Annotated in this window: 9 protein-coding genes; 7 read left to right on the forward strand and 2 right to left on the reverse strand. The window is 58.1% G+C overall.

The window, feature by feature from the left end; all coding sequences use genetic code 11:
* Nucleotides 1-141 precede the first annotated feature (141 nt).
* From HMPREF2547_RS04210 to HMPREF2547_RS04240, 7 genes are all read left to right on the forward strand, one after another.
* A complete protein-coding gene (locus HMPREF2547_RS04210; protein WP_191620910.1) occupies nucleotides 142-999 on the forward strand; it encodes an NUDIX hydrolase in 858 nt (285 codons plus the stop codon).
* A gap of 6 nt (nucleotides 1,000-1,005) precedes the next feature.
* A complete protein-coding gene (locus tag HMPREF2547_RS04215; protein WP_070604852.1) occupies nucleotides 1,006-3,543 on the forward strand; it encodes a hypothetical protein in 2,538 nt (845 codons plus the stop codon).
* Nucleotides 3,544-3,570: 27 nt separating this feature from the next.
* Nucleotides 3,571-7,179, forward strand: a complete 3,609-nt coding sequence (locus tag HMPREF2547_RS04220; RefSeq protein ID WP_070604834.1) for a murein biosynthesis integral membrane protein MurJ — start codon at nucleotides 3,571-3,573, stop codon at nucleotides 7,177-7,179.
* Nucleotides 7,180-7,414: 235 nt separating this feature from the next.
* Entirely contained in the window at nucleotides 7,415-7,978 is a 564-nt protein-coding gene (locus HMPREF2547_RS04225) for a sigma-70 family RNA polymerase sigma factor (protein WP_224783764.1), read from the forward strand.
* A gap of 164 nt (nucleotides 7,979-8,142) precedes the next feature.
* The gene (gene trxB, locus HMPREF2547_RS04230) at nucleotides 8,143-9,081 is read left to right on the forward strand and encodes a thioredoxin-disulfide reductase (RefSeq protein WP_049170102.1); all 939 of its coding nucleotides are present in this window, start codon (nucleotides 8,143-8,145) and stop codon (nucleotides 9,079-9,081) included.
* A 393-nt stretch (nucleotides 9,082-9,474) separates the two neighbouring features.
* Nucleotides 9,475-9,795 carry a thioredoxin gene (trxA, locus tag HMPREF2547_RS04235; RefSeq protein WP_016421730.1) on the forward strand — a complete coding sequence of 107 codons (321 nt, stop codon included), beginning with the start codon at nucleotides 9,475-9,477 and terminating at the stop codon, nucleotides 9,793-9,795.
* 410 nt (nucleotides 9,796-10,205) lie between these two features.
* Nucleotides 10,206-11,390 carry an N-acetylmuramoyl-L-alanine amidase gene (locus HMPREF2547_RS04240; protein WP_048733139.1) on the forward strand — a complete coding sequence of 395 codons (1,185 nt, stop codon included), beginning with the start codon at nucleotides 10,206-10,208 and terminating at the stop codon, nucleotides 11,388-11,390.
* 26 nt (nucleotides 11,391-11,416) lie between these two features.
* On the opposite strand, the gene HMPREF2547_RS04245 is transcribed toward HMPREF2547_RS04240, so the two are convergent.
* Both HMPREF2547_RS04245 and HMPREF2547_RS04250 read right to left on the reverse strand, forming a co-directional pair.
* Nucleotides 11,417-12,370 (reverse strand): hypothetical protein, encoded by a 954-nt coding sequence (locus HMPREF2547_RS04245; protein WP_049170104.1) that lies wholly within the window; start codon nucleotides 12,368-12,370, stop codon nucleotides 11,417-11,419.
* A gap of 11 nt (nucleotides 12,371-12,381) precedes the next feature.
* Nucleotides 12,382-13,659: a ParB/RepB/Spo0J family partition protein gene (locus HMPREF2547_RS04250; RefSeq protein WP_049170106.1), complete on the reverse strand. Its 1,278-nt coding sequence runs from the start codon at nucleotides 13,657-13,659 to the stop codon at nucleotides 12,382-12,384.
* Between the last annotated feature and the right edge of the window lie 9 nt (nucleotides 13,660-13,668).

Here is a 13,668-nt window from a genome sequence, read left to right on the forward strand (position 1 = left end):
GGGTCCGCATCAGCAGCCGCCGGAGTAGCGCCGTGAGGTGTAGTCGCCCCGGGCTGGTCACCATTTGTCGTTGAAGGAGTCGATTGTGTCACGACCGACACAATACCCGCTTATACCTATAAACCCGGTAGTCTAAGTGGAATGAACAACGTGGTACGCAATGACAACTCGGCGGCGAAGAGCCGTCGACGTCGTCGGCGACCGCGCAGAAGGGGTGGCGCTTCCGCGTCCACCAACACCAATAGCGCTACTACCAGCGGAAATTCCGCAAAACGCAGTGGCTCCAGTGCCAATGGCCCCAAATCGGCCAAGCCAAACTCCGGTGGCGCCAAGAAATCTTCCAAATCACCGAAGTCGGCACGACCCTCGAAGCAGTCGAACAACCGCGGTGGCCGTAAGAACGGCCAGGATAGGAACAATCGCCGTCGTCACGCACAGACGAAGCGCACGAACAATCGCCGTGCGCACTCGTCGCGCGCGCAAAATGCAGCGCCGATGCAGACCTCGATTGAGACTTCGGCGGGCGGACTGGTCGTCTCGGGTCTGGCCGAGGCGGTCGGCGAGGGCGGCAAGGTCGACCTGTCGCGGATTTATGTCGCGCTGATTGGTCGGCACGACCGCCGCGGGCGCCTGCTGTGGTCAATGCCCAAGGGCCATGTCGAGCCCGGCGAAGCTTTCGATTCCACCGCCGAACGTGAGGTGTGGGAAGAAACGGGCATTCGCGGCGAGGTCATCGAGGAGCTCGGTGTGATTGACTACTGGTTTGTCTCCGATGGCACGCGGATTCACAAGACCGTGCACCATCACCTTCTGCGCTACGTCGATGGCGATTTGAACGACGAAGATCCCGAGGTCACTCAGGTCATGTGGGTCCCGGTAGACACCCTGGTGGAGCGGTTGGCCTACGCTGACGAACGCAAACTGGCCCGGCGCGCGCACAATCTGCTGCCCGATCTCGCCCGCGCGGAAAAGCGAGCAGGCCGGCAGACGCCGAGGTGATTGCGCATGTTCAGGTTGCAGTTGCCAAGGAATGTTGTTCGTAAAGTCACGGCCGCCACCGCAGCGCTCATACTGTGCTTGCCGACGGCCGTTGCGCCCCCAGCTTTTGCGCAAGATGAGCAGTTGTGGGGCAGTGGTACCAATCGAGTCGGTGAACAGGGACCCCTTCGGCTTTCGATAACCAGCTTCGCTCCGCATGTCGCGGCTCTACATTCGACACTGACCATCAAGGTGCAGGTGCACAACACCTCCAACGCGGATATCAGCAATGTTGCGCTGCGCCCACAGCGGGCCGGCGCACTAGCTTCCTCTGCAGATGCGCAGACGATTCTCGCTGAGCCTGAATCGGTGTTTGATGTGGCTGGTACCTTCAGTGCCCCCATCGAGCTGAAAGCGGGCGAGACGCGTGAGGTTACGCTAAGTGTTCCTATCTCCGCACCGGCCCCAGAAGGACTCGACATCACGGAAGCCGGCACGTTTCCGCTGCTCATCAACGCTAACGGGCAACCGGAAGATGACATCGACCGCCTGCTGGCGGAAACACGCGCACTGCTACCGGTGACGGATTCGCAAGCTGCAGGTGATGAGCCGGAACCGCCTGCCGGTGATGAGAACGACAACGATGAGACCGACAATTCCGATGCGCCCACCCGCCGCGACCCAGTGCCGTTTTCGCTGATTTGGCCCATCAGCCAGCCAGTGCCACTGGTCGGCGGTGAGACCGGTGACGCACCCTCGTCGCCGAATCTCATCCTCACCGACAATTCTTTGGCCGAGTCTCTCGAACGCGGTGGCCGCCTCGACGGTTTGCTCACCTCGTTGGAAAAAGGCTTTGCCGGCCCCGATGGGGAGAGATTGCGGGAATCGACATGCATCGCCATCGACCCGGAGACCCTCGATGCAATCTCCCGGATGACCCGTGACTACTGGATTGGCACCAGCCGCCCAAGTCCTGTCGAGTCCTCTCCACGACTGCGGGATTCCTGGGGAAACGCGGATGACACCAATCTCACGCATATGCCCGCCAGCGACAATGCCGCCGACTGGCTTAACCGGCTGCACGATCTCACACAGGACACCTGCACACTGTCACTGCCGTGGGGCGGCACCGATGCCAGCGCCGTGGCTCGCGTGGGGGATCACGAGCTTTCCATGGAGGCACTCGCCGCTGGTCGGCAGACCATCGCCAAGCATTTGGACGTTCAGACACTGCCGGGTATCTATTTGCCCGCCGAGGGATACGTAACGTCGGAAAGCGCCCCGCTGTACTCGGCGGCGACAGCTCTGAACGGAACCACTCCGGAGCGCGCATTCGAAGACCGCGTAGATACCGGCGAGACGATGCCTCCCTCGCCCACTCCACGCGAAGCCGCGCACGACACCACCGTATTAGTCGCGGACAACACCACTATCACCGCCGATGGTCAGACACTACGGCCTGGCCACAGTGGCGTGCTTGCCGACGGTAGCCGCGCCTTCGCCCTCTCTGGGGCACTGACAGCCTCTCTGGCTGTAACAGGACGGTCTCCCCAGACTGTGGCGTATTCGAATCTGCTCGGACGCTACGATTTCCGAATCGACTCCGAGGCTGCACGGATGCAGACAGCGATTGGCACTCTGTTCCAATCACTGACTGATTCGGATGCCCCTCGCGCGGCTGTAGTGGCAGCACCACCGTCCGGTTGGGATCCACACGCTAGCGACGCTGAAGATTTCATGGCCGCGGTTCGGAAAGCCGTGGACGCTAACCTGGCTGAGCTAACTCCGCTGATGGACTCCATCACCGCCGCAGCTCGTGACCTGGATGCGGGCTCGGTTACCCCAGTTGACGAGCTCGCCGATCCCGCGCCAGTGAGTGAGACGCTCGTGGAGAAGGCTCAACTGGCCTCCCGCGAAATCACGGACCTGACCACAATCATGTCCAACGATCCCAATGTCGCACTGACGCGGTATGAATTCACCCGCCCCCTGCGGCACGACTTGCTGCGCTCGTTTACAACTCTCGGCCGGCGAAATCAGCTGCAGTCACCTGACGTGCAGCGGCGGAGCGAAGAACTCAGCGACCAGGCACTGATTATGACTCGACGCCTGCGCAATTCAGTGACGTTGGTAGCTCCCGGCGGTGTCTACACCCGCGCAACGCAGCTGTCGCCGATTGCGGTGCTGGCTCGCAATGGCCTGCCGCTGCCGGTTCCCGCGTTCGTGCGCGTCGGCGCTGGAGATTCGGTGATGGAGGAGAAGTATGAGGCCGCCATCCCCGCCAAGGGGTCGGTGACTGTTCAGTTCACTCCGAAGTCGGGTGATGATGCAGAATCCACTCCGGCGACCAATGCTCCAGAGGGAGACCGGCCACGGGATAGTGGAGACAACTCCCACAACCTGTTGCTGTGGCTCGAATCACCTGGCGGCACGCCGATTTCTCGATCAGTGAGTATTTCCGTGCAATCGGGCGCTTCGGTTGGGGTTTTGGCTATCGTGACCCTCGTCATCGTCACTGTTGGTGGGTTTTTTGCCGCAAAACGGTCTCAGTACTTTCGGAAATAGACCCCCTTTTAAGCAACAATAGGACATGTGACTGACTCAGACGCGCATAAATCTGGACTTCGAGGCCGCATTCGTCGCCCCGCGCCACCGGCCCCAGTTCCGGCGGCGCGGCCAACGGCTGAATCTCAGCCGGCCGAAGCGGCCCCGGACCTAACTCGCGTATCCGGCCATAAGGCAAATGCCGATACCGCCGCTGACGCGATGACGGAATCGGCATCACCATCGCCAGCAAAGGCGGCAACTGCGACAGCAACCGCTTCCAGCGATTCCTCCGCAGGCTCGACGGCGGACGCAAATCAGGGACAGTCGAACTCGGACATCGTCGCCTCCACGGGCTCGATGGCAATCGCTACCCTGATTTCGCGCATTACGGGTTTTTTGCGAAACCTGCTCATCGGCGCGACGCTGGGTCCGGCTGTGGCTTCAGCCTTCAACGTCGCCAACACACTGCCGAACCTGATTACGGAAATCGTCCTCGGCGCGGTGCTGACTTCTCTGGTGGTGCCGGTGTTGGTGCGCGCGGAGAAGGAGGATCCAGATCACGGTGCCGCCTTCATTAGACGTCTCTTGACTGTCTCTATGACGCTGCTGGCAGTGGTGACGGTGCTGGCAGTGATAGGTGCGCCACTGTTGACCAGATTGAGCCTTAACGAGGCCGGTAAGGTCAACGTTCCGCTGGCAACGTCCTTTGCGTTCTTATTATTGCCGCAAATCATCTTCTACGGCATATTTGCGCTGCTCATGGCGGTGCTAAACACCAAGGGAATCTTTAAACCCGGTGCGTGGGCACCTGTCGCTAACAACGTCGTGGCCATTGCCACGCTCTTGCTATATCTGTTCCTGCCCGGCCAATTGAGTCCGGATTCGGACGGTTCACTCTCCGATCCGCACATCCTGCTTTTGGGTCTTGGTACCACCCTGGGTGTCGTCATTCAGGCAGCCATCATGATTCCCTACCTCAAGCGCGCGGGCATTGATTTGCGTCCGCTGTGGGGTATCGACGACCGCATCAAACAGTTCACCGGCATGGGTGTCGCGATTATTACCTACGTGGCAATTTCCCAGGCTGGTTACTTCATCACCACCAATATTGCCTCGACTGCCTCCAAGGCAGCGCCGACGATTTACCAGCAGGCTTGGCTGCTGTTGCAGGTGCCCTACGGCATCATCGGAGTTACCTTGCTGACCGCCATCATGCCGCGACTGTCCCGCAATGCAGCCGATGGCAACGATGGGGCAGTGGTCCGCGATCTGTCCATCGGTACGCGCCTGACCATGATTGCGCTGGTGCCGATCGTCGCATTCTTCACCGCATTCGGCCGCCCCATCGCCGTCGGTCTTTTCGCGTATCTGGAGTTCCCCCGCGAAACCGCAGAGATTCTCGGTTGGACGCTGTCCTTCTCGGCGTTCTCGCTTATTCCATACGCCATTGTGCTTTTGCACTTGCGTGTTTTCTACGCCCGTGAAGAGGCCTGGACCCCGACTTTCATCATCCTCGGCATTACCACCGTCAAGGTGATTCTGTCGTTCTTCGCTCCTCGTCTGGCTTCTGACGATGAGACCGTCGTCGTGTTGCTCGGTGCCGCCAACGGTTTCGGTTTCGTCGCCGGCGCGGTAATTGGCTTCTTGCTCTTGCGCCGCGCTCTCGGACACTTGGACAGTAAGGCGACCATCCACACCGTGCTGTGGGCACTGGGGGCGTCGCTCGTCGGTGTCGCCGTCGCCTGGGGCGCATTCGCATTGACCGACCTTGTGCTGTTCGATTTCTTCGGTTCCTTCGGCGTGCTGCTGCAGACCATCGTCACCGGCGTGGTCTTCCTCATCGGTACCGGCCTGGTGCTCGCTCAGGCTCCATTGGAAGAGGTCCGCGTTCTGGGCGGCTTCCTCGGCCGCATCCCGGGTCTACGCCGCTTTGCTCCGCAGCCTCATGCAGCCGACAATGCCGTCGCCGACCGTGAGGATATGGAGCGCGAACGTGGCTTCGCCGCTGATGCTTTCTCGATTGCCCCGTCGAACCTGATCGGCGAGGCCACGGGTCTGGCAAACGAGGGCTTCACCGCTTCGCCGCTGCTGCCGCCGATGCCGACGCAGGGTTCTCGCCCAACCCGCTATGTACCCGGCGAGATGGTCTCAGGTGGTCGTTTCCGTCTGCGTTCTGAAGTCGCGACCTACCCAGGTCTGCGCCTGTGGCGCGCCATGGATATGGGCGATCCCAACAACTCAGATGTCGCACTCGTCTTCGTCGACACGATTGCACTGCCGTACTACGACACTTCGCCATCGGTTGCCACCCAGAAGATTGCCACGACGACCAATGAGCTGCGTGACCTGGCTGGCACCGGGATGTCCCACATTCATAGTGTGGCGAAGACACGCACCGAGGTGCTCATCGTCGCCGACTGGACCAGCAGTATCGGTATTGAGCGGTTCGATCAGGCCGCCCACCCGGATGCCCTGGCACTCGCAATAGCATCACTTGCCGAGACAATCGCCGACGCCCACGAATCTGGACGCTGCCTTGGCCTGACAAACAAGCCTGGACAATTGCGCATCAGCAGCGACGGCCACATCTACGACGCTTTCCCCGTCGTTTTGCCCGATAGCTCGCAACGTTCGGACTACAACGCGTTGCTTTCTGTCATCGACGAGCTGTTCTACAACGTGCCAAATATCCCCTCCGATATTTCTGCTGCCATCGACCGCGCGAAGCAGGTTCGCCCGGAGAACTTCAACCAAAAGGAGTCGCCAGCTCGCACACTCGCGGAGGATTTGCGCACTGCAGCGCTCGGCCCCGACTCTTCGGAGTTTCTCGCAATCGACCCCGACACCGGTGCGCGCGAATCCGTCGATGCCGACGGTGCAGCCCAATCAAACGCTCACCACACCAAGAATCGCACCCGCGCATTCAGCACCGGCGCAGTCGTTGTCGGTGTAGTCATTGTCGGTGCACTTGTCGCCGCGGGCATCTTTGGTCTGGTTAACCGTTCCTCAGACGCACCGATTAACTCCGAGTCCGTACGACGCGGCCCGGCTCCGATCACGACGCTTTCGCTTGCCGACGCTAACGAGTGGCAGGCCGACAGCGACAACCCGGCAGCCGGTCCAGACAATCCAGACATGGCTGAGCTGACCATCGATAGTGACGAGGAAAGCTTCTGGGTAACTTCGACTTACCTCAGCCAGTTCGGCAATCGTCCAGAGGACTTCAAACCTGGCGTTGGTATTCGGGTCACTCTCGATGAACCGGCAACCATTCGAGAGCTTAAGGTCGCGGCGACCCCGGGCGCACACATTGAAGTTCGCGGCCTACGAGATGCTGACTCGACGAACTTGGATGACACAACGGTTCTCGGAAGCGCTACTGCCACCTCAGGTACGACGACCATCGAAATCGATAGCCGCGACACTGAGTGGAAGAACCTTGTTGTCTGGATCTCCGGCTTGCCGACGGCTGCGGAAGCGGTAGCCGACAGCGACTCAGACACTGACGCTGATACAGATGCTGATACAGATGCTGAGTCGCAGAATTCCGATGCGGACAACCCACTTGTCGGCGACCGCAATCTGGCTGAGCAATCTCCGGATTCGTTGCTGCCAGTTGCTATTGGCGACATTCAGGTGCGTGGTACGGAATAACGCTCTGAGCTTGCCTTAGGTGGCAACAGTTCAAGTTGTCCCAAGTTATCCACAGCTACTGGGACGTTTTGAAATTCATCCACAGCCCGCGGTCTCCACGGCAGTTTTGCCAAGCGGAGAGCGCGGGTTTCGTGTTTGCATAGGAGCCATGAACTTTGGGGGAAGAAATCGAATTGGGGACAGTCACCGTAAGGCCCGCATGGGTCGGCGACTGGGGGATTGTGGCGTCGTCGGTATGCAAAAGCATGCATCTGCGGACGAGGTCGATCGTGAATTATTGAAGGCGCACCTGGCGGGGGATCGTCGCGCGTTCGCGGTGTTGGCACGGCGTTATTATCCGCAGTTGGTAGCGATGGCGCGGCGCTATCGTCGGGATGATTTCGATCCCTTGGATGGGGTACAGGAGGGGCTGGCGCGGGCAATTGCGGGGGCGGCGAATTTTCGCGGGCGTTCGACGGTGGCGACGTGGCTGACGTGCATCGTGAAGAATGCGTGTATTGACCACAACCGCGGTCGTTTCGGGGAGATCCCTCTCTGCGATAAGGAGGAGGATTTTGAGACGTTTATGAGTTCACAGCCGATTCCCTGCCCGGATGTTCCGCTACGTGTGACTATGGCCGCCGCATTGGAGCAGCTGCCAACGGATCAACGGGATGCCCTGCTGTACTTGGACATCTTTGGATATTCGCTGCAGGAGACCTCTCGCAGTATTGGGCAGCCGAGCGGGACGTTGAAGTCTCGGCGGGCGCGGGCGCGTCGTACGCTTCGGCGACAATTGGAAGAAGTGCAGGTGGCCTAACAACTGCGGAGCAGGGGAGAGGCTGGGGGAATAGAGATGGCTAACCTCACGTTGGTTGAGGTGGCTGGTTCCGGTAATTTCTTTCCCGGAGCTGAAAAATTTGCTTACTACTGAGCATCACTGTGCGCCATGTGATGTGAGAGATAAAAATTATAGGAGTCTTCATGAGCGATATCGTTCACGACCTGATCATCGTCGGTTCCGGTCCCGCCGGTTACACGGCTGCCACCTACGCAGCCCGTGCCGACCTGAAGCCTGTGGTGTTCGAGGGCATCGAGTTTGGCGGCCTGCTTATGACGACTACCGATGTGGAGAACTACCCAGGTTTCTCCGAGGGCATCATGGGCCCAGAGCTGATGGATCAGATGCGCGCACAGGCAGAGCGCTTCGGCGCTGACCTGCGCATGGAGATTGTCGATCGCATGGATCTCACCGGCGATATCAAGTCTGTCTGGGTTGGCGAAGAAGAGCACAAGGCTCACGCTGTCATCCTGGCAACCGGTGCCGCTCCGCGTTATGTCGGTGCTCCGGGTGAGCAGGCGCTGCTTGGTCATGGTGTCAGCGCCTGTGCCACCTGTGATGGTTTCTTCTTCCGCGACCACGATATCGCCGTCATCGGCGGCGGTGACTCCGCAATGGAAGAGGCAACCTTCCTTACCAAGTTCGCCCGCTCGGTGACGATTGTCCATCGCCGCGATGAGTTCCGTGCGTCGAAGATCATGGTCGAGCGCGCGCAGAACAATGACAAGATTCGCTTTGCGACGAACAAGGTTGTGTCCCAGGTTCTTGGTGAGGACAAGGGTTCGGTTACCGGTCTCGAGCTGGAAGACACCGTCACTGGTGAGAAGTCCGTCCTGGATGTGACTGCCATGTTCGTAGCAATTGGCCACGAGCCACGTTCGCAGATGGTTCGCAATCAGCTGGATTGCGATGAGAATGGCTACATTCAGGTAGCCGCTCCGAGCACCCAGACCTCTCTCAAGGGCGTCTTTGCGGCGGGCGATGTTGTTGACTCGCATTACCAGCAGGCAATTACCGCCGCTGGTTCTGGCTGCAAGGCTGCGCTGGATGCTGAGCACTACTTGGAAACTGTTACTCGGTAGATGACAGCAGGGCAGTCGCACTAGCTGGATAAACACCTAATAGTTGGGGTATCGCAATTGTTGGATAAGCCCTACGATTGCAGATATCCAACTATGGGGAATATCCGATAGTCGGTAAGCCCAATTGTTGTTAGCTGTAGCTCAATCAGGGTGCAGCGGGACGTGTTATAGCCCGGTACGCCCCGTACTCATCGAGCACTTGCAGCGTTCTCAAGAACACCATTAATTAACAATTTAGTACTTCACTCGCACCACCGGAAGCCCTAATTTTTGACGCCTTGAGCGCCAAATCCGTACGCGAGGCTGAAGAAGCTAGGTTGAAAAATTAGAATCAAGACCACAAAACAAAACCACTAAGAACTCAAACGAGCTCATTCTAAGGAGAAGAATTTCATGGCTCCGGTAACCGTCACCGCCAACACCTTTAAGTCCGATGTCCTCGAATCCGATAAGCCGGTGCTTGTTGATTTCTGGGCAGAGTGGTGTGGCCCGTGTAAGAAGATTGCTCCCGTTTTGGACGAGGTTGCGACCGAGCTCGATGGCAAGGCCGTCATCGCCAAGGTCAACGTCGATGAGGAGCGTGCACTGGCTGGCATGTTCCAGATTATGTCCATCCCAAGCCTGCTCCTATTCAAGGACGGCAAGAAGGTCGAAGAGATTCGCGGAGTCCGCCCGAAGGGCGAAATCACGTCGCTCATCGAAAAGCACCTTTAAAAGAACTTGGGGTTGCTCCTTATCCGATACGAGGTTACGACTGCCCACCCGTCACTTCGCTACTGCCACCTTCGTTGGACACACCCCATTATGATGTGACTGAAGTTGTGGTTGTGATTTAGAGTTAGTCCTGGGGTTCTGCCGTCGGGCTAGCCGACGCGCCCTCGTAACAATCAATTCGCGCCTGCGACCTGGTAATCTTGCTGGAAATGGCGGTTTACGTCTTCCTTAATACCGTGAAGGAACCAGGTTGCCGCCAACTTGAGAGGTATTGCTGACCATATCCTCTGAGAGTGCGCGGGATTTCTTAACTGAAGTTTCGTTTAGCTCACTGGCCAGTAATACTGATTAAGTGTTGTGAGGACCCACAACGGCCTAAACATAATTGTGGAGTTCGGAAGGGAGTTTTCGTGCCAGAGTTTCTGAAGGTGGGCGATAGGTCACCTCGTGTAGCCGAGGTACGTTCTACCCTGGCTCGTCTTGGGCTTCTGCCCAATTGGGAGGGCTCAGCCGCGGAGGAGAACTCGCCTCAGTGGTCTGGTGACGATGACCTCTTTGATGAGGACATGCGCAACGCTCTTCTGGCGTTCCAACAGTCCCGCGGTGTCTATGCCGACGGGATTATCCGCGACAGCACCCTGCGCCTACTGCGAGAAGCCTCGTACACTCTGGGCACCCGCGTACTGTCCTACGATCCACTGTCACAAATGACCGGTGAGGACGTAGGCGTTCTCCAAGCTACCTTGCAGGAACTCGGCTTCCACGATGCCCGAGTAGACGGCCACTTTGGCCCGAAGACCGATGCCTCTGTACGTGAATACCAGCTCAATTACGGGCTGGAGCCCGACGGTATCTGTGGTCCCGTTACTCTCCGGGCGCTCAGCTACTTGGGCAGGAGGGTTACTGGTGGCTCTGTAAACGCCTTCCACGAGAAGGAAATACTGCGCACGATGGGGCCGAAGCTCTCTGGAAAGCGCATTGTCATTGATCCAGGTCTTGGGGCAGGGGAGCCCGGCATTGTGGTCGACGGCCCTTACGGTCAGATTTCTGAAGAAGAGATTCTTTGGGATTTGGCCTCTCGCATTGAGGGTCGCCTTGTCGCGGCAGGTGCAGAGACTATTCTGTCTCGTCCTCGTACCGACAATCCGTCCATCGAGGATCGCGCTGAGATGGCCAACGCATTTGGCGCTGACGTCTTCATCTCCCTGCAGGCTGACCACTATCACAACAACCGCGCCAGCGGTATTGCGACCTTTTACTTTGGCTCGATGAAGGGCTCCAACTCCATTCTGGGCGAACAGCTCTCTGGCCTTATCCAGCGAGAGATTGTTGCCCGTACGAGCCTGGTAGACTGCCGCTCGCACGCCCGTACCTGGGATCTCCTCCGTCTGACCAGGATGCCCACGGTGGAAGTCGCCGTTGGTTACCTGACCAACGAGGATGACGTCGCAATTCTTTCTTCCCCAGATCAGCGGGACGTAATTGCCGAATCTATCGTTGTCGCTGTAAAGCGTCTGTACCTGGGCGATGAAGAGCAGCAGCCAATGACCGGCGCTTACAGCTTTGCGCAGCTGATTGAAGAGGAAAAAGCCTAAACACGGCTGACCAATGAAACCCAGCGCTAAAGACTGAACAGCTTTGAGCGCATAAAGGGTTCTTTCGCACTTAGATCCAACGCATGGCCGATTTCTTCGTCCCAGTCCAATTCCGCATCCAACTCGATACGGAGTTTCGGATGAATCGGATGTGGAGTCACCACCCGAAACCCGGAGTCAAGAAGGGTTCGCGTACGAATCAAATCACCGGCGTTATGGTTAATCGCCGCCAACGAATCTGAAATACACGGCTTTGGATTCAGCTTTTCTTCGAGTTGCGCTTCGAAATCAGCGATTAGATTCTCCGTACCGTCGTCAGGCGTTGGCGACGACGGCGTGGATGCCGACATAGAATCCGCCGTGCCACTGCAACCAAACGCTTCTACCGCTGAAATCCCGCGCAGCGCGAGCTTGTGCAGAGCGGTCACAATGAGCACGCGGAGCATGTCATCGTCAACCTCTAAAGCGTTGTAATGCAGACTCGTCAGCGCAATCGCATCCGGCGATATTGGTCCGGAAGGCATGGAAAATGTCGTCGGGCAGAAGCGTGGCGGAGCAAAGAGCAGCGTGCCGACGGTCTCAAGTTTCCCATCGATAAGTGATGCCGGTGGCTTTCGTCGTAGTGAATATCCGCACGGTCCCCAGGAAAGGTAGACGGTATTGAGCCATGCTTCCTTCTCCAAGCGCACCTGGGCGGCTAAATCAGGGCTTAAATCGCCATTTAAGAGGCTTTCACTAGCTCCGCCTGGCCGAGTAGGGGGTTGGCCGTCCGAATGCTTTAAATCACCGTTGAGCGCTTCATCCTCTTCTGGCGTGCTGGGGTCCAAATTAGGTTCGCGCGGCTCAGTCGAGAACTGGGGTAGGGCAGTTGCTGTACGGATATGCTCCATGCCCTGTTCCCAAAACAGGCTTAACATCGTCTCTGGATAGATTCCTTCGATGTCGGCCAGCGAAATTTTCTCGATGAATACTTCAGTCACAGTAACCGGGTTTACTCTTCGTCGAGATGCATCAGTGACATGATGCGATCAAAGTCCTCGAGGTTGCCGAATTCGATAACGATTTTGCCCTTACGCTTGCCCATCTGGGCAGTCACCTTCGTATCAAAAGAATTGGACAGGCGGTCAGCCCAATTGTGAAGGACCTCCGGCTGCGGAGTGGGCTCGCGGTGCTGCTTTTTCGGTCGCTCGCCGGCATTGAGTAATGTCACTGCTTCTTCGGTCGCACGGACGGATAGTCCTTCAGCAACAATTCGCTCGGCGAGGCGCTGCTGTTCTTCCTTACCTGCCTTAACTCCAAGCAAGGCACGTGCGTGACCAGCCGACAGAACACCGACCGCTACTCGTCGCTGTACCTCCACCGGCAACTGCAAGAGTCGAATCATGTTGGTAATAACGGGCCGCGAGCGACCGATTCGATCCGCCAGCTCTGCCTGAGTTACACCAAACTCTTCGAGTAGCTGCTGGTACGCAGCGGCCTCTTCGAGTGGGTTCAGCTGAACGCGATGGATGTTCTCTAGTAGGGCATCGCGAAGCATGTCCTGGTTTGGAGTATCGCGAACGATGGCGGGAATCGTGTCGACCCCAGCTCGCTGAGAAGCACGCCAGCGCCGTTCACCCATGATGATTTCAAACTCGGGTTGCGGCGCGTTCGGATCTTCCTTGCGCGCTGCCTCGAGTGCGGCCGCACGACTATCCTCAGAGATTGGTCGTACGATAATCGGCTGCAATAGACCGAACTCACGAATAGAGTGAGCGAGCTCATTTAGGGGCTCCTCATCGAAGACCTCTCGTGGCTGCTTCGGGTTCGGCGTGATCAGCTTCAAGTTGATTTCGCGATAGGTCGCGCCAAACTCGTTTGCGGCCGAAGTGTCAACATCGGTCGGCTTGGCGCCGCTATGGTCCGCTACTCCCGATGTCGTCGAGGGCGATGTTTCACGTGAAACATCGCTACACTTACCAATAGTCTTATTGTCACTGTGACGTTTCTGCGCCTCATTGGTATGAGGTTTGCTCTGGCCGGATTTTGCAGATTTTCCGGCGTTTTTCCCTTCAGTCAACGAGGTGCCGGATCCCGTCGCGGCTGCCCCCAGTACGTCGGCAACTCCGCTACTTCCAGGCTGCTTCGTCCCCTGGGTACGGCGGGGACCGAAGATAATATCCGCGGCACTCTCACCTACCGAGGGGTTAGCCGCCGGAGCAGTTGGGATCAGCGCGGCGATACCGCGACCGAGCCCTCCCTTGCGGTTCTCCTTTTTTTGATTCGACATCGGTAACTA

Source organism: Corynebacterium sp. HMSC055G02 (genome assembly GCF_001809065.1).
GTDB classification, from domain to species: Bacteria; Actinomycetota; Actinomycetes; order Mycobacteriales; family Mycobacteriaceae; genus Corynebacterium; species Corynebacterium jeikeium_D.